This is a genomic window from Pseudonocardia sp. T1-2H (genome assembly GCF_038039215.1).
In the GTDB taxonomy this organism is placed as follows: domain Bacteria; phylum Actinomycetota; class Actinomycetes; order Mycobacteriales; family Pseudonocardiaceae; genus Pseudonocardia.
This window is the reverse complement of the sequence record NZ_JBBPCL010000001.1, coordinates 6,324,206-6,343,616: the sequence shown is the minus strand read 5'-3', so window position 1 is coordinate 6,343,616 and position 19,411 is coordinate 6,324,206. Positions and strand designations below refer to the sequence as shown.

Here is a 19,411-nt window from a genome sequence, read left to right as displayed (position 1 = left end):
GTCGTGCTCGTCCGCACCGATGACGAGGTCTACCGCGTCGACTCCGTCTGGCTCGGCCCGCCGCGCGCCACCTTTCCCTGGCGTGCCCGCTACGTGAGCTACGGCGTGGGCCTCCTCGTCATGATCATCGTGATGTTCCTGCAGCGCCGGGTCGGGATCGGGCTGAGCTTCTTCTCGGTCGCCTGGGGGCTGATCATCACGGTGGTGGTGACGCGACTGCTCGGCAAGCGCATCGACTACGAGCGGCCGCTCGGACAGGTCTTCGCGTTGTTCTCGCACGAGGTCACGGGCCCGCGGGTGCGGACCGGGCCGCGGGGCGGGCCGATCCGCGCGGGTCATGTGCGGATCCGCTCGTCCGTCGAGCGGGGCCTGGGCCGCAACCGGACCGCCCCGTCGCGCGAGTGGTCCGGACGGTCTGCCAAGGGTTCGCCGCCGTCGGGAACGCGGTCGTCGGGCTCGGTGGCGAAGGTGGCGAAGGCATTGCCGTCCGTCGGGGCGACGCCCGGGAAGGACCGTGCACGTGGCCGCCCGTGACGACCGCGGGCAGGGCCCGTTGCGCGACGGGCGGCGCCCGGCCGGGCGCGCGCTGGCCGGCGAGTCCGGTCTGCCCAGGTTCACGCCGACGATCGCCCTGCGCTCCATCGACGGCCACGTCACCCGGACCGGTACGCAGGTCATGGCCTGGTACCGCCTGGCCGCGCAGGCCTGGAGCTTCCGGAGCGACTCCCAGCGCGAGATCCTGATCCGCCAGATCGCCGCGCAGCTCGGCGAGCTGCAGGGCCGCTGGCTGCACCTGCGCGTCACGACGCGGCCGTACCCGGTCCACATGTGGGCGGAGTCCTTCGACAACAACGCCCTGGGCCGGATGCCGGACGTGCCCGGCGCGCTCGGCTGGGACTCGTTCCTCGAGGGCGAGCAGCGGCACCTCATGGGCCTGTCCATGTCGGACAAGGAGGTCTTCCTCGGCATCGAGGTCTCCGGGCGCAGCATGCTGGACCGCTGGGTGGAGAAGGCCGCACCGGTGCTCGGCAAGGTCGCGCCCGCGGCGGTGCGCGCCGAGCTTCTCCGCGCTCGAGTCCGAGATCAACCACCTGGACGTCCTGGTCGCCGGCGCGGGGCTGGATGCCGTCCCGGCCACGGCCGAGGACATGGCCTGGCTGATGCACCGCAGCGTCGCACTCGGCCTGCCCGCGCCGCGCAGCCTCGCGTCCGTCCCTGCCGGCGTGCACCGGTGGGAGGGCGAGGACCTGGCGTCGTTCACCGACGGCGTCGAGCTGCACCAGGAGCCGTACGCGCCCACGGTCCGGGTCGTCGGCCGGGTGCGCAGCCGGACCGTGCAGCGCAACGTCGCCGTGCTCTCCGTCGGGCTGATGGAGGGCCTGCGCATCCCGGAGGTCGACGACCCGTGGATGCAGCACTCGGACCGGCTCCCGTTCCCGGTGGAGTGGTCCGCGCGGATCTACATCCGCAGGCCCGAGGAGGTGGCGGGCGAGCTGCAGCGCCAGATGGGCAAGGTACGCAGCCAGATCCGGCACTACACGCACGACCACGATCTCGAACCGCCGATGTCGCTGGCGCGGCAGGCGGACCGGGTGCTCGAGGTCGAGGACGAGCTGACCACCGGGCTCACCCAGCTCAACACCCGGCTCTACGGGTGGTGGCGGATCGCCGTCGCCGGCAAGGACGAGGCCGAGGCCATCACCCGCGCCCAACAGGTGCTCGAGACCTACGCGCCGAAGGTGCAGATCGAGCACCCGGAGGCGCAGTACCGCTACGCCCGCGAGTTCATCCCCGGCGAGCAACTGGCGTCGACCGCGTACCGGCGGCGCGGCTCGGTCACCTGGGCCGCGGCCGCGGTGCCCGCGGCGACGGCGAGCGTCGGGGACCGGCGCGGGATCATGCTGGGCGAGACCTGCACGGCCACCCGGCGGCCCGTGGCGTGGGACCCGTGGCTGGCCCAGGAGGTCCGGCGGGCGTCGGGCCTCACCGCCGTCGTCGGGGGGCTGGGCTCCGGGAAGTCGTTCCTCACCGGACTGATCGTCTACAAGACCCTCCGCGCGGGTGCGCAGTGGACCGTGCTGGACCCGTCCGGCCCGCTCGCCGAGCTGACCAGGCTGCCCGAGCTGGCGCCGTTCTCCCGGCACATCAACCTGCTGCGGGCGGATCCCGGCATCCTCAACCCGTACCGGGTCGTCGCCGAGCCGCGGCCCGAGCACTTCGCGGACGAGGAGGACCCGGAGCGCGCCTGGCGCCGGGAGCGCTCGCTGGCCGCCGCGACCCGCCGCCGGCTCGTGCTCGACGTGCTGACCGGGCTGCTGCCCTTCGACGTCGCGCGCCTGCCACACACCCGGATCGTGCTGCTCCGGGCGGTGCGCGAGGTCGGCGGAGCCCCGGACCGCCACCCCGGCCTGGTCATCGACGCGCTACGCCGGCACGCGCGGGACGGCGAGGACCACGCGGGCGTCGTCGCGGACTTCCTCGAGGAGCGCCGCGAGCTTCCCCAGGCGGCCCTGCTCTTCCCGGACACCAGCCGGGACGACCCGTGGGCCGCGGACCGGGACTACCGGCTGACCGTCCTGACCATGCAGGGGATGACCCTGCCGCGGCCGGGCAGCCCGCGCGAGGAGTGGACGGACAGCGAGTCCCTGGCCGTCGAGTTGCTGAACCTCGCGTCCTGGCTCACCCAGCGCACGATCTACGACGCGGACCGCAACGCGCGCAAGGGCGTCGCCCTGGACGAGACCCACTTCCTCTCCCAGGTGCCCACCGGCAAGGTCCTGATCGACCGGCTCGCCCGGGACTCCCGCAAGTTCAACGTCCGCGCGCTGTTCGCCTCCCAGCTGGCCGGCGACCTGCTGCGGGTCTCGGGCTTCGCGTCGCTGGTCAACGCGGTGTTCGTCGGCCGCACGGACGACGACGAGGCGCAGACCGAGGCGCTGCGGCTGCTGCGCGTGCCCACCGGCGTCGGCTACGAGCAGATGCTCGGCACCTTGTCCCCCGCCCGCGCCACGACGACCGCCCGGACGACACCCCGCGCCAGTTCGTGTTCGCGGACGGGCACGGCGGCGTCGAGAAGGTGCGGATCGACCTCGAGGCGCCGCATCTCGAGCACGTCCGCGAGGCGCTGGACACGAACCCGGACGCGAACCGGGTCGCGGTCCGCGGCGTCCCCGCCTCCGCCTCGGCCGTCCGCGCGCCCGACGAGCCCGCGGCGCTCGCCGCCCGGCCAGGGCCCGTGCCCCCCGGCGGAATCGATCTGGACGACGACGAGTCGGGTCTCGACCTGTCGGCGCCGGACATCCGCAGCGGCCGGGCCACGCGGGTCGGCCCCGGCGGGGACGACGAGCTGGTCGGCGGCCGGTACGGCGGGCGCGCCGGATCGGTGCAGATCGTGCCGAGCGAGGCCCAGCTGCTCGACGACGAGGACGTCGACCTGTTCGACGACCTGGACGACCCCTGGGCGGACGACGCGGACGACGAGATCGTCGACGGGAACGGCCCCGAGGGTGACCCCGGGCCGACCGGCGCCGTGCAGAACGGGACCGGTGCGCACGGGGGCGAGCGGGCCGACGGCGACGGGCACGCGATCGAGCACGATCCCGGGGCGCACGTGGGTGCCGCCGGCGAGGCCGCGCGGCGGTGACCGGGGAGGACCCGCTCACGGGCTCGGGCGCCTGGCCGGTGCTCCTGGTGCTGCTGGGAGCCGTGGTGTTGGCGTGGCGCAAGAGGCGACAGGCCGCGCGTGCTGTGGGTGTCCCGGTCGACGGCTCGTCCGGGCGGCCGAAGGGGCGGCGCCGGGCGGCGCTGCTCGTCGTCGTGGCGCTCGTCGGCGGATCGGTGCTCATGGGCACGCCCGCGATGGCGCAGCCCTTCGACTGCAAGGAGTCCCCGGAGCCGGACCGGCCGGGGACGGGCCTCGTCGGCTCGATCGACGGACCGCGCGCGGACGGCGGCGAGATCGGCAGCGTGTACCGCGAGGTCGGCTACGCGGGCCTCGTCTGGCACAACTACGACCTCGGCTGCGCGGGCTCCGCGCTCAACCCCGCGACCAGCACGGACACCTGGCTCGGCAACCAGACGTTCAACCTCGCCAAGGTCACGGTCGGCGGGGTGAACTGGGCGCACTACCTGATCGCGGACGGCGGCGCGCTCCTCGATCCGCTCGACAAGGTCATCACGGACGCCACCAGGGCGATGTACGAATCCGTCTTCACGGTGTGGATCGGCGTGGCGCTGCTGATCCTCGCGGTGATCCTGCTGGTCCTCGCGATGCGCGGCGACCTCGCCCGGCAGACCCAGCGCGCCGCGTTCGCGCTCGGGGCCCTGGTGATCGCCGGGGTGGCCTACCTCGCGCCGGTGGACTGGGCGAAGGCCGGCGACGCGCTGCTGCTGGACGGCGTCACGCAGATGCAGCAGGGCTTCCTGTCGCAGGTGGGGCTGGGCGACAAGGACACGCTGCCGACAGTGCTCGTGGACCAGGTCGTCTACCAGAACTGGCTGCGCGGCAACTTCGGCGCGCCGGACGTCCCGCAGGCCCAGGAGCTGGGCCGGGACCTGCTGCGGGCGCAGGCGTTCACCATCGACGAGGTCCTCGAGGGCCGGGCGACGCCCGAGCTCGCCGAGCAGAAGAAGGCCGACTACGCGGCGCTCGCCGGACGGATGGGCGACCGCTACAGCTACTTCCAGGGCGAGTCCGGCAGCCGGGTCGGCGTCGGGGTGCTCGCGGTGATCCAGGCCGTGTGCATCGCGCTGTTCCAGCTCCTCTCCAAGGTCCTCGTGCTGGTCGCGATGCTGCTGCTCCGGCTCATGGTGATGACCGCACCGGCGATCGCCGTCGTCGCGGTGCTGAAACCGGACGTCCTCCCCGCCCTGCTACGGGTGGCCGGTTCCGCGATCGTCAACACCATCGTCGTGGGGGCGCTGGCGGGGTTGCACGCCCTGCTCGTCGTGTCCCTGTTCCGGCCCGGCGCCGGCATCGACCTCTGGCTCGCTCTCCTCGTCACCGGTGTCGTCACCGTCGTCCTCTGGGCCGTGGCGCGGCCCTTCCGGCGTCTCGTCTCGATGGTGTCCCTCACCCGGGACCAGTTCGGCGGCATCGTCCCCGGTGCCGGGGACGGGCCGATGTCCCGCGTCTGGCACCGGATCCGCGGCGCCGAGCCCGAGGACCGGCAGGGCCGCTGGTGGACCGAGCGCAGTGGGGGCGGCGGGGCGCCGCTCGGCGAGCGCGTCCGGCCCGAGGCCGAGACCGTTCGCGCCACCGCGACCGACACCCGGGCGACGGGCTCCGGCACGCGGCCGCCGCGCCGGCGCGCGGAGGCCGAGCCCGCGTCGTCGGCCGCGCTCTCCGGAGCCCGGCGCCAGGCCCTGCCGACGGGCGGGGGCAGCGGCACCCGGGTGGCCGGCGGCGTGCCCGGCCGCGCGGACCCGGACGGTGTCGACGAGCGCGGCATCTACCGCCGCTCGGACGCGGAGCGGCCGCCGGCCCGCACCGTCGAGCCCGAGCTCGTCGACGGGGTCCCGGTCTACCGGATCTACCGCCCGCGCTCCTCCGCGAACGGGGCGGGACCGAACCGGCCCGGTTGGAGCGGCAGTGCCGATTAGGTCCCCGCGCGGGCGATCGGCGGCCTACCGGTCCGTCTGGTCGTGGCCCCTGCGGTCCCCGCTGCGGCTCGCCGTGACCGCCGTCGTCGTCCTCGGCCTGGTGATCGGGGTCAGCGCGCTCGCGACGTCCCTGCGCGGGCCGGCGCCGGATCCGGTCGTCAGCGGGCGGTCCGGCACTGCGGTCGGCGCCGGAGCCGGGGCGTCCCGGGGCTCCGCCTCCGCGGAGCCGACCGCGCTGCCGCCCGTCGCCCCGCTGACCCCGACGACCCTGCCGCTCTCCGCCGCCCCGGCGCAGGCCCTGTCCGTCGCGGCGGACTGGTCCCGGAACTGGGCGACGCATCCGGAGGGGATGACGTCCGAGCAGTGGGTGGCCGGCCTGCGTCCGTACACGACGGACGAGTACATCGGCACCCTGACCGGCGTCGACCCGCGCAACATCCCGGCGAGCCGGGTGACCGGTGAGCCGAAGGCCGTGCAGGTCTCGCCCCGCTCGGTCCGGGTCGACGTCCCGACGGACGCGCTGACGCTGCGCGTGCTGGTCGTGCAGACCGAGAGCGGTGGCTGGCAGGTCGCCGGCTACGACAAGGCATGAGGCCCGCCGACGTGCTCCCTCCGGTGGAGGCGGGGGCGTGAACACGAGAGCCTTGCGCCCGCTGCGGCTCCTCCTGCCCCTCGTCGCGATCGGGGCCGCGCTGGTGATGTTCCTGTCCATCGGGTTCGTGGTGTTCGCGCCCAACTCGGGCACCGGGACACCGGGTCCGCGGACCTGCGACGCCGGGATCGGCCCGCTCAGCTCGGCCCGCCAGGCCGGCAGCACGATCGAGACGCTCAGTGACGAGCAGAAGCGGAACGCGGCGACGATCATCGCCGTCGGCAAGGAGATGGGTCTCCCGTCGCGGGCGTGGCTGGTGGCCCTGGCGACGGCCATGCAGGAGTCCACCCTGCGCAACATCAACTACGGCGACCGTGACTCGCTCGGCCTGTTCCAGCAGCGTCCCTCGCAGGGCTGGGGTTCGCCGGCGGAGGTCACGGACCCGCAGTACAGCGCGCGGAAGTTCTACGACGCGCTGCAGGGCAGCGGGAACTGGGAGGCCAAGCCGGTCACCAAGGCGGCCCAGGACGTCCAGCGTTCGGCCTTCCCGAACGCCTACGCCAAGTGGGAAAGCCTCGCCGCCCAGCTGGTCGGGACCCTCGCCGACGTGCCGGACCCGTCGGGCTGCGGCTCCGGCTCGGCGAGCCTGCCCGTCGGCGTCGCCAGGACGGCGATCGACGCGGCGCTGAGGGAAGTGGGCAAGCCCTACGTCTGGGGCGCGGAGGGTCCCGACACCTACGACTGCTCCGGGCTGATGCAGTGGGCCTACAACATCGCCGGGATCAACCTGCCCCGCGTCTCCCGGGACCAGTTCAACGCCGGCGGCCACGTCCCCGTCCGCGAGGCCCAGCCCGGCGACCTGATGTTCTACGCGACCGACCGTTCGGACCCGACGACGATCCACCACGTCTTCCTCTACATGGGCGACGGCCAGATGGTCGAGGCGCCGTACAGCGGGCAGAACGTCCGGGTGCAGAAGGTGTCGTGGGACTATCGGGAACTGGTACCGCTGGCCACCCGCCCCGGCACCACCCCCAACACCGCCTGACCTCGATCTCGGAGAGCTCCGCCCGATGGCCCGCACGGACCCGCGCCAACCCCTCCCGCGCACCCCGGCCTCCACGACCCCGCTCGCGGACTACCTGGACCGCCCCGCCCCCGGCGCCGGCCCGGACTACCTCGTCGTCCCGCGCTCGCTCGCCGAATCCATGCCGCTGCGCTGGCAGCAGGTGTTCGCCGGGATGCTGGCGGACCTGCACGACGCCTACGGGCATCTGCGGTGGCCGGACTACCGGGTCGTCCCGAGCCGCTGGGAGCTGCTCACCGACCTCGACGAGGAGCAGCTCGCCGCCGCGGGCTACGTCGCGGACCTGAATGCGGCGGGCGAGCTCGAGTACCGGGACGCCTCTGGCACGCCGGTCGCGGACCCGCTGCAGCACCGGGTGCTCGCGCCCGTCGAGGATCCGCTGCCCGCGCCCTCCGAGGGCCGGGTCGAACCCCGGCCGGCCGCCCCCCTGTAGCCCTCCGTACTGCTCTCTAGCGCTTTCTAGCGCCGCCCCGAGACCGCTTGATACACCGCGAGTCGCTATCTGGCGCCGGGCGAGTCGCGGTCTCAGGCCCCGCGAGTCGGTGTCTGGGACCGCGGGAGTCGCGAGGAGGACCGGGCGAGTAGTCGACGCGCAGGGCGCGCCGGATCCCGACTCGCCCGGTCCCGGATCGCGACTCGCCCGGTCGCAGATCGCGACTCGCCCGGCCCCGGATCGCGACTCGCCCGGCCTCGGAGCGCGGCTCGCGGGGCTCGGGGGGCCGGATCGGGTCGTTGTACCTGTGAGTTGTCCGTGGGCGGATAGAGAAGTTGAGCCGGGCGGGAACAAGTTTTCGGACCCGCTCGTTGGGTCGGGTGAGCAAGTTGAGCGGATCCGGCTCAAGGCCCGATTGACCCTATGGCAGGATCGCGGCGAGACTTGAGTCCGACAAGCTCAACCAGACCTGTCAGTACAGCAACACGGAGGCAACCACCATGGCTCGTGCGGTCGGTATCGACCTCGGAACCACCAACTCCGTCGTCGCCGTCCTCGAGGGCGGCGAGCCGACGGTGATCGCGAACTCCGAGGGCGCCCGAACCACGCCCTCGGTCGTCGCGTTCGCCCGCAACGGTGAGGTTCTGGTCGGCCAGTCGGCCAAGAACCAGGCCGTCACCAACGTCGACCGGACGATCCGTTCGGTCAAGCGCCACATCGGCACGGACTGGTCGACGGGAGACGTCGACGGCAAGAAGTACTCCGCGCAGGAGATCAGCGCGCGCGTGCTGCAGAAGCTCAAGCGCGACGCCGAGGCGTACCTGGGTGAGGACGTCACCGACGCGGTGATCACCGTCCCCGCCTACTTCGAGGACGCGCAGCGCCAGGCCACCAAGGAGGCCGGCCAGATCGCGGGCCTGAATGTGCTCCGCATCGTCAACGAGCCCACCGCGGCCGCCCTGGCCTACGGCCTGGACAAGGGCGAGAAGGAGCAGACGATCCTCGTCTTCGACCTCGGCGGCGGCACGTTCGACGTGTCCCTGCTCGAGATCGGCGAGGGCGTCGTCGAGGTCAAGGCGACCAACGGCGACAACCACCTCGGTGGTGACGACTGGGACGAACGGATCATCACGTGGCTCGTCGACAAGTTCAAGAACTCCCAGGGCATCGACCTGACCAAGGACAAGATGGCCCTGCAGCGCCTGCGTGAGGCGGCGGAGAAGGCGAAGATCGAGCTGTCCAGCTCGTCGAGCGCCACGATCAACCTGCCGTACATCACGGTGGACGCCGACAAGAACCCGCTGTTCCTGGACGAGACGCTCTCCCGCGCCGAGTTCCAGCGGATCACCTCCGACCTGCTCGACCGCACCCGCGCGCCGTTCAACCAGGTGGTCAAGGACGCCGGCATCTCCGTCGGCCAGATCGACCACGTGGTGCTCGTCGGCGGTTCCACCCGCATGCCGGCCGTCACCGAGCTCGTCAAGGAGCTGACCGGTGGCAAGGAGCCCAACAAGGGCGTGAACCCGGACGAGGTCGTCGCCGTCGGTGCCGCTCTGCAGGCCGGTGTGCTCCGCGGTGAGGTCAAGGACGTCCTGCTGCTCGACGTCACCCCGCTGTCCCTGGGCATCGAGACCAAGGGCGGCGTGATGACCAAGCTCATCGAGCGCAACACCACGATCCCCACCAAGCGGTCGGAGATCTTCACGACGGCGGACGACAACCAGCCGTCGGTGCAGATCCAGGTGTTCCAGGGCGAGCGCGAGATCGCGGCCTACAACAAGAAGCTCGGCATGTTCGAGCTGACCGGCCTGCCGCCGGCCCCCCGCGGCGTCCCGCAGATCGAGGTCTCCTTCGACATCGACGCCAACGGCATCGTGAAGGTCTCGGCCAAGGACCAGGGCACCGGCAAGAGCCAGGACATGACGATCACCGGTGGGTCCGCCCTGAGCAAGGACGAGATCGACCGGATGATGCGCGAGGCCGAGCAGCACGCCGAGGAGGACAAGAAGCGTCGTGAGGACGCCGAGGTCCGCAACCAGGCGGAGACGCTCGTCTACCAGACGGAGAAGTTCGTCAAGGAGAACGACGAGAAGCTCCCCGCGGACGTCAAGGACGGCGTGAACGCCTCCCTGGGCGAGGCGCAGGAGGCCCTGAAGGGCACCGACACGGACGCCATCAAGGCCGCCATGGAGAAGCTCGCCACCGAGTCGCAGAAGCTCGGCGCCGCGCTCTACCAGCAGCCGGGCGCCGAGGGTGCTCCCGGTGCCGAGGGCGCCCCGGGCGCCGGCCAGCAGGCCGGCGGCGCGGAGGACGTGGTGGACGCCGAGATCGTCGACGACGAGGACAAGGACAAGAAGTGAGCACCCCGAACGGACCTGAGGGACAGGGACCGGCCGGGGAGCAGGAGGAGCCGGTCGTCGTGCGCGACCGGCGGCGCATCGACCCGCTGACGGGCGAGGTGCGGGCACCGGCCGGAGACGCCTTGGCGTCCCCGGCCGGGGCCGACCCGGCCCCGGCGGGAAGCGGTGACGAGCCCCCCGCCGAGTCGCTCGCGGATCCGCGGATCGCGGACCTGGAGAAGCAGCTCGAGGAGCGGACGGCAGACCTGCAGCGGGTCTCCGCGGAGTACGCGAACTACCGGCGCCGGGTCGACCGGGACCGGGAGGCGGTGCTCCACGGGGCCAAGGCGTCGTTCGTCGCGGACCTCCTCACGGTGCTCGACGACATCGAGCGCGCCGAGCAGCACGGGGACCTCAACGGGCCCTTCAAGTCGGTGGCGGACAAGGTCGTCGGCGTGGTGGAGAAGCTCGGCCTGGACACGTTCGGCGCCGAGGGCGAGCTGTTCGACCCGTCGCTGCACGAGGCCGTCCAGCACGAGCCCGCGGATGCCCCGGGAGCCACCGTCACGGTGCTCTCGGCGGTGCTGCGGCGCGGCTACCGGCTCAAGGACCGGGTGCTGCGGCCGGCGATGGTGACCGTCGTCGACAAGCCGGAGCCCGAGTTCCTCTCCGACGAGCCGGTCCCACCGGCCCCGGCGGACGAGAACGACCCGCTGGTGAACCCCGAGGAACCCACCAACCCGGCCTGACCGGCGTGCGGAACGGAGAGGAGGCGGAATGACCCAGCGCGACTGGATCGAGAAGGACTTCTACCGCGAGCTGGGCGTCGCCTCCACGGCGTCCGCGGACGAGATCAAAAAGGCGTACCGCAAGCTCGCCCGCGAGCTGCACCCCGACGCCAACCCCGGTGACGCGAAGGCCGAGGCGCGGTTCAAGTCCGTGTCCGAGGCCTACGGCGTGCTGTCGGACACCACCAAGCGCAAGGAGTACGACGAGACCCGCGCGCTCTTCGCGGGCGGCGGGCTCGGCGGCGGCGCGGGCGGCTTCCCGGGGGGCTTCTCCGGAGGCTTCCCGGGCGGCTCGCAGGGCTTCGACGTCGGGGACATCTTCGGACGTTCCGGCGCCGGCGGTGCCGGTGGCCTGGGGGACCTCTTCGGAGGACTCTTCGGCAGCGGCGGCCGGGGCGGCGCCCAGGGCTACTCCACGGCGAGCCGGGCCCGGCGCGGCGCGGACGTGGAGAGCGAGCTTCCGGATCTCGTTCGAGGACGCCGTGCGCGGCGCCACCGTGCCGATCCGGCTCTCGTCCCCGGGCCGCTGCGACACCTGCGGCGGTTCGGGAGCGCGGCCGGGCACGTCGCCTCGCACCTGCCCCACCTGCAACGGGCAGGGGCTGGTCAGCCGGAGCCAGGGCGCGTTCGCGTTCTCCGAGCCCTGTCGGGACTGCCGCGGCAGTGGCCGGATCGTCGACGAACCGTGCCCCGAGTGCGGTGGGGACGGCGTCAGCACGCGGACGCGCACGCTCACCGTGCGCGTCCCGGCCGGTGTGGACGACGGCCAGCGCATCCGGCTGGCCGGGCAGGGCGAACCGGGCCGGGGTGGCGCCCCGGCCGGGGACCTCTACGTGAAGATCTACGTCTCGCCGCACCGGATCTTCGGGCGGTCGGCCAAGAACTCGGACGACCTCACCCTGAAGGTGCCGGTGACCTACCCGGAAGCTCGTCATGGGTGCCACCCTGACAGTGCCGACGCTCGACTCGACCGTCTCGCTGAAGATCCCGGCGGGGACCTCCAGCGGGCGGACGCTGCGGGTGCGCGGCCGGGGCGTGGAGCGTCGTGACGGGCGCAAGGGAGACCTGCTCGTCACGGTCGAGGTCGCCGTCCCGCAGAAGCTGGACGCTGCCGCGGCCGAGGCGCTCGAGCGCTACGTCGAGGCGACGAAGTCGTACGACCCCCGGGCGGGCCTGCTCGGGGGCGCGCGGTGACGAGGTGACGAGGGATGACCACACCGTCTGACGGCCAGGGCTCGCCGCTGCCCCCGGGGCAGGTCAGGACAGTCCCGTCTTCGTCATCTCGATCGCCGCCGAGCTGTCCGGACTGCACGCGCAGACCCTGCGCAGCTACGACCGGCTGGGGCTCGTCAGCCCCGGCCGGTCCCCGGGCGGGGGGCGCCGGTACTCCGCGCGGGACATCGCGTTGCTCCGCGAGGTGCAGCGGCTCTCCCAGGAGGACGGCGTCAACCTCGCCGGGATCAAGCGGATCATCGAGCTGGAGCAGCTGGTCGACGACCTGAAGGCGCGGATCTCCGAGATGGCGGACGAGGTCCTGGCCGCCCACGCCGCGGCGGAGCAGGCCGCGGCGATGGTGCACCAGTCCTACCGCCGGGACCTCGTCCCGGTCGACCGCCGCAGCCAGATCGTCGTCTGGCACCCCAAGCCCCAGGGCAAGTAACCGCCGTACGGAAACCCGCGTCGTGGCTCCACGACGCGGGTTTCTGCGCGGTGTGGCTCCATCCATGGTGCGGCTACGAGAGGGCGCCTCTGCGGGCCAGCGCGGCGATCGTCGCGGCGCTGAGGAGCGGGACGGCGGTCAACACCAGCCAGGGCACCACCGGCGGCGCGACCGCCGGGTCCAGCAGCGCGCCCACCGCGGTGCTCCCCAGGAGTACCGCGATCCCGCCCGCCGAGGACAGCACCCCGAAGTAGGCCCCGAGTCGCCGCTCCCCCGCGAGCCGCGGCACCAGGTCCTGCGCCATCGGCACCGCGAGCATCTGCCCTGCGGTCAGCAGCGCGACGAACACCACCGCGGGCCACGCCGACGGCGGGACCGGCAGGACCGTCGTCACCGCCACCACCCCGAACGACGCCGCCATCAGCCCGAACCCGAGGACGATCGCGCGGGTTCCGCCGATGCCCCGCGCCCAGCGCGTCGCGGGCAGCTGGCCGACGACCACGAGCACGGACGCCAGCACGAACAGCCAACCGAGCGCGGCCCGGCTGCCCGTGGCGCGCCAGAGCTCCGCGGGCAGCGCGAGGTAGAGCTGGTTGTAGCAGAGCAGGTAGCCCGAGTATCCCGCCGCGAAGGCGAGGAACCGCCGGTTCGCCAGCACCTCCGCCCAGCCCGCGAGCATCCGCTCGCCCGCGTGCGCGGCCTCGCGGCGCGGTAGCCACCGCAGGTGCGCGAGCCCGATCAGGACGAACGCGGCCGCCGCGACGAGGCACGCCAGCCGGAAGTCGACGAGCAGCAGCGCGGTCCCGACCAGCGGCCCGACCACCGACCCCACCTGGCCGCTGACGGCGAACATCGCGAACACGTCCGTCCGCGCGAGCCCGCCCGCCTCCTGCCGCTCACCGGCCTCGCGCGCCAGCGCCGACTCGACGGCCGGCGAGAACAGCGCCGCGGCGAAACCCGTGAGCAGTGCACCGGCGAGCACCCCCGCCAGCCCGGTCGCGATTCCGAGGAGCACGAAGCCGAGGACGCGCAGCGCGCAGCCGGTGAGGATCACCGGTTTGGCCCCGAACCGGTCGGCGCACGCACCTCCCACGACGAACAGGCCCTGCTGGCTGAACGTGCGCAGGCCGAGGACGAGCCCGACGAGGCCGCCGCCGAGCGCGAGGTCGTCCGTGAGATGCGTCGCGAGGTAGGGCAGCACCATGTAGAAGCCGACGTTGAACGCCAGCTGGGTGCCCACGAGGAGCCGCATGACGGGCGTGAGCCGGTCCAGGTCCGCCAGCAGACGCCACCGGTGCAGACCGGTGCGGGGCTCGCTGCTGGCCATAGTTGCCCTGTTGTAGCAGCTGCACCTCAACCGTGACAAAGTGGTTCCGCGGCCGTCCTCGGGAGAACTCATGCAGGTCGGTGCACAAGGTTGACAGGTTGTTCCGATGAACAGATGATCTCCTGTGGCCCGGAACCCGTCCCGGCCGCACGGTCGGCGAGGCGCCGGGGCACCGTCCCCGCCGTCCGCCGGACCCCGAGGAAGGTCGCCCGATGCCTCGCGCCACGCGCAGATCCCGCACGCTCGCCGGAGCCTGCCTCGCCGCCGGGCTGGCGCTCGTCACCGCGTGCGGCGGGGGCGGGCAGGCCGCCGGCACGATCCAGCCGGACGGAGAGCTCCGCCTGGCGCTGCAGTTCTCACCGCGCGCCGGCTACGCGATAGACACCGACGACGCGTTCCTCCTGCATCAGCTCGGCGCCGCGGAGACCCTGGTGAACGCCGGTTCCGACGGCCGGCCGCAGCCCGCGCTGGCCACGTCCTGGTCCCGGCTCGACCCGGCGACGTGGCGGTTCGAGCTGCGTCCGGGCGTCACCTTCCAGGACGGCGCGGCGCTCGACTCCGCCGCCGTCGTCAACGCGCTGAGCTGGGTGACCGGCGTCGCCGCGCCGCCGCGCGCGGTCAAGGGCCTCGGCCTGACGGCGGTCGCGGACGGTCCTGCCGCCGTGCGGATCACCACGACGAAGCCGGACCCGATCCTGCCGCTGCGGATGAGCAGCGTGAACACCGCGATCCTGTCGCCCGCCGCCTACAGCGGGGATGCCCCGCCGAGGATCCTCGGCACCGGAACCGGACCCATGCGCCTCACCGCGGCCGACGGCGTCCGGCAGGCCGTCCTGGAGCGGAACGACGGCTACTGGGGCCCGAAGCCCGGCGTCAGGAAGGTCACCGCGACCTACGTGTCGGACCCCGCCGCCCGGGCGCTCGCGCTGCGCGCCGGGGACGTCGACATCGCCCAGGGCCTGCCCGAGTCCTCCTTGCTCGAGTTCACCGAGGACAGCGGCTTCACGCACTCGGCCGTCGCCGCCCCGCGCACCGTCTCGCTGCTGATGAACCAGTCCGCGCAGCCGTTCGCGGACATCCGGGTGCGGCAGGCCGTCGAGAAGGCGCTGGACCGGACCGCGCTCGCCGAGCAGGCCCTCGCCGGTGCGGCACTGCCCGCGTCGGAGCTGTTCGGACCGGCCGTCGCCTGGGGCGGCCAGGAACCGCCCGCCGGCCCGGACGTCGAGGCCGCGAAGGCGCTCCTCGCCCAGGCCGGCCACGGCCCGGACAACCCGCTGACGGTGCGCCTGCAGACCTACCCCAACCGGCCCGAGCTGCCCACGCTCGCCACGGCGGTGCAGGGGATGCTCCGCGAGATCGGGATCGACGCGCAGATCCGGATCGGCGAGTACGCCACCCAGGAGCCGGACCTGCTCGCCGGGCGGTACGACCTGTACCTGCTCTCCAGGAACTACCTCACCGACGTCCCGGACGCCGGTGCCGCGCTCGCCAGCGACTACTCCTGCGCGGGCTCGTACAACCTCAACAGGTACTGCTCGCCCGAGTTCGACGCGCTGCTCGCGCCGCTGGGGACGACCGCGGACCCGGCCGCGCGGCAGGACGTCTTCCGCGCCGCCTCGGCGAAGCTGACCGCGGACGTCGCGGGGATCCCGCTGGTGCACTCGCAGGAGAACGGCGTGGCGCGCAACGTCGCTGGCTACACCGTGGACCCCCTGGCGAAGGACCTGGTCACCCCCGAGCTCGCCACGCTCCGCTAGATGGCCTCGACCCTGCTGCGGCGGCTGCTGCCACTGCCGGTGGTGGTGCTGGCGGCGTCGCTGCTGGTGTTCCTGCTGCCCCGGCTCGCCGGGATCGACACGGCGCGCTCGGTGTTGCGCAGCCGGGTCGCGGAGGCCGAGCCGGACCCGGAGGTCGCCGCGCGGATCACCCGGGAGCTGGGCCTGGACCGCTCGTGGGCCGAGCAGTTCCTCCGCTGGCTGGGCCGCGCGCTGACCGGTGACCTCGGGCTGTCCTTCGCCACCCGCAGCCCGATCGCGCCGCAGCTGGGGGCGGCGCTGGGGGTCTCGGCGCTGCTCGCGTTGCTGGCCCTGCTGCTGGCCGGGCTCGTCGGCATCCCGGCCGGGGTGGGGGCGGCGGGCCGGCCCGGGGGCGCGCTGGACCGCGTGGTCACCGGCGTCTCGGTGCTGGGCGTCGCGGTCCCGGAGTTCATCCTGGCGCCGCTGCTGGTCCTGGTACTGGCGATCGCGGTCCCGCTCCTCCCGGCGACGGGCTGGGGCGGACCGCTGCAGGCCGTCCTGCCGGTGCTCACCCTGGCCGCCTTTCCGACCGCGCTGGCCGCGCAGCTGACCCGCGCGGAGACGCTCGACGCTCTCGGCCGCCCGCACATCCCCGTCGCGCGGGCCAAGGGCCTGACCGAGCGGCGAGTCCTCTGGAAGCACGCCGCACGGCTCGCGCTGACCGGCGTCACGGCGCTCTCCGGGCTGTTCTTCGCCGGCCTGATCGGCGGCGCGGTGGTCGTCGAGGTGGTGTTCGGGATCCCCGGCCTCGGCCGGCTCCTGTACGACGCGGTGCTCGCCCAGGACCTGCCGATGGTCCAGGCGGGGCTGCTCGCGATCGTCGTGATCGCGGTGCTCGCGAGCGTCGCGACCGAGCTCGTGGCGCTCGCCATGGACCCGGTCGCGCGCTCCCGGGAGCTGCGGTGAGGCGGCCCGAGGCCGTCCTCGCGTGCGGGATCGCGGCCGTCCTGCTGGTCGCGGCCCTGCTGCCGGTCGACGCGGTCACGACCCATCTCGGCGAGCGCTTCCGGGGCCCGTCGGCGGCGCACCTCCTCGGCACGGACAACCTGGGCCGCGACGTCCTCGCCCGGCTCGCCGTCGGCACCCGGCTCTCGGTCTGGTTCACCCTGCTCGCGGTGGCGTCGTGCGCGCTCGTGGGCACGGTCCTGGGCCTGCTCTCGGGCTACGCGGGCGGGGCCGTCGCGGCGTTCGTCCAACGCGTCGTCGACGTGCTCGTGGCGGTGCCGACGGTCATCGTCGGGCTGGTCGTCGTCGCCGTGCGGGAGCCGGGGCTGGGCTCGCTGCTGATCGCCGTCCTGCTCACCGGATGGACGCCGTTCGCCCGGCTCGCGCACCAGCTGACGGTCCGTGAGCGCTCCCGCGAGTACGTCGAGGGCGCGGTGGCGATCGGCGCCGGACCGGTGCGGATCGCGGTGCGGCACGTGCTGCCCAACGCGCTGCGCCCGCTCGTCGCCCACGCCTGCCTGCGCTTCGCCAACGTGCTGCTCTCCCTGGCCGGGCTCTCGTTCCTCGGCCTCGGCGCGCCGCCACCGACACCGGAGTGGGGAGCGATGCTCGCCGAGGGCCGGCAGTTCCTCTTCGTCGCCCCGCAGCTCGTGCTGATCCCCGCGGCGGCGGTCGTCGGGACGTCCCTGGTCGTGTCGCTGCTCGGCCGGAGGCTGGAAGGGCGGTGGTCGAGCCAATGACGTGCAGATGCGAGTAACTGGCGAATGGACGACCGGCCCCGGGCGATCAGTCCAGGGTGAACGGGTCGTAGCTGATCCGGTCCAGCGGCGTGCCCGCCACCAGCATCCGGGACACGGTGGACCGGATCATCGCCGGTGAGCCGCAGACCAGCACGTCGTGGTCCGCCCAGGAGCCGGAGCGCGTGATGACGTCCGCGAGCGTGCCCTGCTCGGCCCCGGACGTCCCGTCCTCCTCGACGACCGGCACGACGTCCAGCCACGGGTGGTCGTAGGACAGGGTGCGCAGCGCGGCGAAGTCGTAGAGGTCGTCCCAGGTCCGGCCGCCGACGAAGACCTGCACGCGCGGGCGCAGCGCGTCCTTCGGGCGCCGCACCAGCTCGTCGAGCAGGGCCTTGATCGGGGCCATGCCGGTGCCGCCCGCCACCATCAGCAGGTCCCGGGTGCTGTCCGGGGACACGGCCATCCGCCCCATCGGCGGGCCGATCCGCCAGGTCTGGCCCACCTCCGAGTGCGCCACGATCGCCCGGCTGACCCAACCCCCCGGCACGACGCGGACGTGGAACTCGAGCGTGTTGTCCGGGCGCGGGGCGTTCGCCGGGGAGAGGTAGCGCCACAGCCGCGGCCGCTGCGGGGTCTCCACGCTCACGTACTGGCCGGCGCGGAAGGGCACCGGCTCGTCCGTCTGCACGGTGAGGACGGCGACGTCCCAGCCGATCCGCCGGTGCGCGACCACCCGCCCGGACCAGGACGCCGCGCCGCGCTCGCCCTCGGCGGCGGCCCGCATCGCCTCGGCCACGATCCCGTAGGCGTCCGTCCAGGCCTTCTCGACCGTCGGGGTCCAGACCGCGCCGGCGTGGTGGGCGATCGCGTCGATCAGGGCACCGCCGACGGCGTCGTAGTGCCGGGCGATCACGCCGAACTTCCGGTGGTCCCGGCCCAGCTGCTGGAGGAAGGGGACCAGGTCGTCCGGTTGGTCGACCATCTGCACGACGTGCACCAGCGCGCGGAGCAGCCGGCTGCGCTGGACCTCCATGTTCACCGGGAAGAGGTCGCGGGTCTCGGGCGCGCGGGTGAACAGCGTGGCGTAGAAGTGCCGGCCGAGCTCGTCGGACTGCGGGGCCACGAGCTCGAAGCTGGAACGGATGATCTCGACCATCCCGGTGGTCTCGGACCGCGGAACGGGCGGCACCGGGGCATCGGCGCTGCGCAGCTGCTCGGTGGTCATGACCGCCGACACCCTCCTCGTTCCCGCCACGGCCCGGGGCCGGATGGTCTCCCACCCCGTCGCGGCGTTCGTGGTTCGCCCGTTCGGGGTGGTCAGCGAGGCTCCGGTGTCACACGGCGCCCGCGGGTCAGCCTAGCGCGTTACCCCGGGTGGGGTGATCACCCGGGTGCGGTGATGGCACGGTGGTGGCGTGTCATTCCCCACTGATCCCCCCGGATCCGCCGGCGAACACGTCCTCCAGGACGAGTACGGAACGGCCGATCGAGCCTCTCAAGTTCTACTCCGACCAGGTCCGGGACCGGCTGCTGCCGCGCATGATCGAGTTCCTCGAGCGGGCGGAGATGCTCTTCGTCGCGACGGCGGACGGGAACGGGGACTGCGACTCGTCGCTGCGGGCGGGCCCGCCCGGTTTCGTCCGCGTGCTCGACGACCGGACGCTCGCCTACCCGGAGTACCGCGGCAACGGGGTGCACGCGAGCCTGGGCAACATCAGGGAGAACCCGCGCGTCGGCCTCTTCACGGTGGACCTGGAGCGGGACCTGATCGGCCTGCACGTCAACGGCGGCGCCATGATCCTCGACGACGCGGAGTTCCGCTCGCGGTACCCGGAGGTCGCCGTCGACCCCGGGCGGAGGCCGCAGGCCGAGCGCTGGGTGCTGGTCGACGTCCACGAGGCCTACATCCACTGCCGCAAGCACATCCCGCGGATGCAGCGGGTGGACCAGGAGCGCGCGTGGGGCACGGACGACCCCGGCCGGAAGGGCGGGGACTACTTCCGGGTCAAGGACACGCCGATCGCCGCCGAGACCCACCCGATCACCGGCTCCGCGTGACTTTCTTCGCCTTGAGCGGAACAGACTCAAGTTTCCTGCCGTTGG

At 73.3% G+C, this 19,411-nt stretch carries 14 protein-coding genes and 2 pseudogenes; 14 read left to right on the top strand and 2 right to left on the bottom strand.

The genetic code is table 11. From position 1 onward, the window contains the following. Nucleotides 1-3 precede the first annotated feature (3 nt). From WBK50_RS31245 to WBK50_RS31200, 10 genes and pseudogenes are all read left to right on the top strand, one after another. The gene (locus tag WBK50_RS31245) at nt 4-534 is read left to right on the top strand and encodes a hypothetical protein (RefSeq protein ID WP_341338994.1); all 531 of its coding nucleotides are present in this window, start codon (nt 4-6) and stop codon (nt 532-534) included. Further along, a pseudogene (locus WBK50_RS31240) lies at nt 515-3,269 on the top strand (ATP-binding protein); the annotation flags it as partial. The gene WBK50_RS31245 and the pseudogene WBK50_RS31240, both read left to right, overlap by 20 nt. Before the next feature lie 370 nt (nt 3,270-3,639). Next, complete coding sequence (locus tag WBK50_RS31235) at nt 3,640-5,601, top strand: hypothetical protein (RefSeq protein WP_341338993.1); 1,962 nt, start codon at nt 3,640-3,642, stop codon at nt 5,599-5,601. Beyond that, nucleotides 5,591-6,193 carry a hypothetical protein gene (locus tag WBK50_RS31230; RefSeq protein ID WP_341338992.1) on the top strand — a complete coding sequence of 201 codons (603 nt, stop codon included), beginning with the start codon at nt 5,591-5,593 and terminating at the stop codon, nt 6,191-6,193. Before WBK50_RS31235 ends, WBK50_RS31230 begins: the two co-directional genes overlap by 11 nt. 106 nt (nt 6,194-6,299) lie before the next feature. Further along, a complete protein-coding gene (locus tag WBK50_RS31225) occupies nt 6,300-7,241 on the top strand; it encodes a C40 family peptidase (RefSeq protein WP_445942413.1) in 942 nt (313 codons plus the stop codon). 25 nt (nt 7,242-7,266) lie between these two features. Beyond that, the gene (locus WBK50_RS31220; RefSeq protein ID WP_341338990.1) at nt 7,267-7,713 is read left to right on the top strand and encodes a hypothetical protein; all 447 of its coding nucleotides are present in this window, start codon (nt 7,267-7,269) and stop codon (nt 7,711-7,713) included. 500 nt (nt 7,714-8,213) lie between these two features. Then, complete coding sequence (gene dnaK, locus WBK50_RS31215) at nt 8,214-10,073, top strand: molecular chaperone DnaK (protein WP_341338989.1); 1,860 nt, start codon at nt 8,214-8,216, stop codon at nt 10,071-10,073. Further along, nucleotides 10,070-10,801, top strand: coding sequence for a nucleotide exchange factor GrpE (gene grpE / locus WBK50_RS31210; RefSeq protein WP_341338988.1), 732 nt, complete (start codon nt 10,070-10,072; stop codon nt 10,799-10,801). The genes dnaK and grpE overlap by 4 nt, the downstream gene beginning before the upstream one ends. 28 nt (nt 10,802-10,829) lie before the next feature. Continuing rightward, nucleotides 10,830-12,034: pseudogene (dnaJ, locus tag WBK50_RS31205) on the top strand (molecular chaperone DnaJ). Nucleotides 12,035-12,119: 85 nt separating this feature from the next. After that, complete coding sequence (locus WBK50_RS31200) at nt 12,120-12,500, top strand: heat shock protein transcriptional repressor HspR (protein WP_341339565.1); 381 nt, start codon at nt 12,120-12,122, stop codon at nt 12,498-12,500. Between the two features lie 73 nt (nt 12,501-12,573). Here the strand turns inward: WBK50_RS31200 and WBK50_RS31195 are convergent, their stop codons facing one another. Then, nucleotides 12,574-13,827 (bottom strand): MDR family MFS transporter, encoded by a 1,254-nt coding sequence (locus tag WBK50_RS31195; protein ID WP_341338987.1) that lies wholly within the window; start codon nt 13,825-13,827, stop codon nt 12,574-12,576. A 212-nt stretch (nt 13,828-14,039) separates the two neighbouring features. Between WBK50_RS31195 and WBK50_RS31190 the strand changes: the two genes are divergently transcribed. From WBK50_RS31190 to WBK50_RS31180, 3 genes are read left to right on the top strand one after another with little or no spacing between them, the layout of a single operon-like run. Further along, entirely contained in the window at nt 14,040-15,584 is a 1,545-nt protein-coding gene (locus WBK50_RS31190; RefSeq protein WP_341338986.1) for an ABC transporter substrate-binding protein, read from the top strand. After that, nucleotides 15,585-16,529, top strand: coding sequence for an ABC transporter permease (locus WBK50_RS31185; protein WP_341338985.1), 945 nt, complete (start codon nt 15,585-15,587; stop codon nt 16,527-16,529). It abuts the gene before it with no gap. Then, a complete protein-coding gene (locus tag WBK50_RS31180) occupies nt 16,526-17,308 on the top strand; it encodes an ABC transporter permease (RefSeq protein WP_341338984.1) in 783 nt (260 codons plus the stop codon). Before WBK50_RS31185 ends, WBK50_RS31180 begins: the two co-directional genes overlap by 4 nt. A 46-nt stretch (nt 17,309-17,354) precedes the next feature. Here WBK50_RS31180 and WBK50_RS31175 read toward each other — a convergent pair whose 3' ends face one another. Beyond that, nucleotides 17,355-18,533, bottom strand: a complete 1,179-nt coding sequence (locus tag WBK50_RS31175; RefSeq protein WP_445942323.1) for a globin domain-containing protein — start codon at nt 18,531-18,533, stop codon at nt 17,355-17,357. Between the two features lie 314 nt (nt 18,534-18,847). Here WBK50_RS31175 and WBK50_RS31170 point away from each other — a divergent pair, with 314 nt between their 5' ends. Beyond that, nucleotides 18,848-19,366 (top strand): pyridoxamine 5'-phosphate oxidase family protein, encoded by a 519-nt coding sequence (locus tag WBK50_RS31170; protein WP_341338983.1) that lies wholly within the window; start codon nt 18,848-18,850, stop codon nt 19,364-19,366. The last annotated feature ends 45 nt before the right edge of the window (nt 19,367-19,411 follow it).

Coding starts and splice junctions, on each gene's coding strand:
- WBK50_RS31225 (WP_445942413.1), top strand. CDS start 6,300: ATGTTCCTGTCCATCGGGTTCGTGGTGTTCGCGCCCAACTCGGGCACC.
- WBK50_RS31220 (WP_341338990.1), top strand. CDS start 7,267: ATGGCCCGCACGGACCCGCGCCAACCCCTCCCGCGCACCCCGGCCTCC.
- dnaK (WP_341338989.1), top strand. CDS start 8,214: ATGGCTCGTGCGGTCGGTATCGACCTCGGAACCACCAACTCCGTCGTC.
- WBK50_RS31195 (WP_341338987.1), bottom strand. CDS start 13,827: ATGGCCAGCAGCGAGCCCCGCACCGGTCTGCACCGGTGGCGTCTGCTG.
- WBK50_RS31190 (WP_341338986.1), top strand. CDS start 14,040: ATGCCTCGCGCCACGCGCAGATCCCGCACGCTCGCCGGAGCCTGCCTC.
- WBK50_RS31185 (WP_341338985.1), top strand. CDS start 15,585: ATGGCCTCGACCCTGCTGCGGCGGCTGCTGCCACTGCCGGTGGTGGTG.
- WBK50_RS31175 (WP_445942323.1), bottom strand. CDS start 18,533: ATGACCACCGAGCAGCTGCGCAGCGCCGATGCCCCGGTGCCGCCCGTT.
- WBK50_RS31170 (WP_341338983.1), top strand. CDS start 18,848: ATGATCGAGTTCCTCGAGCGGGCGGAGATGCTCTTCGTCGCGACGGCG.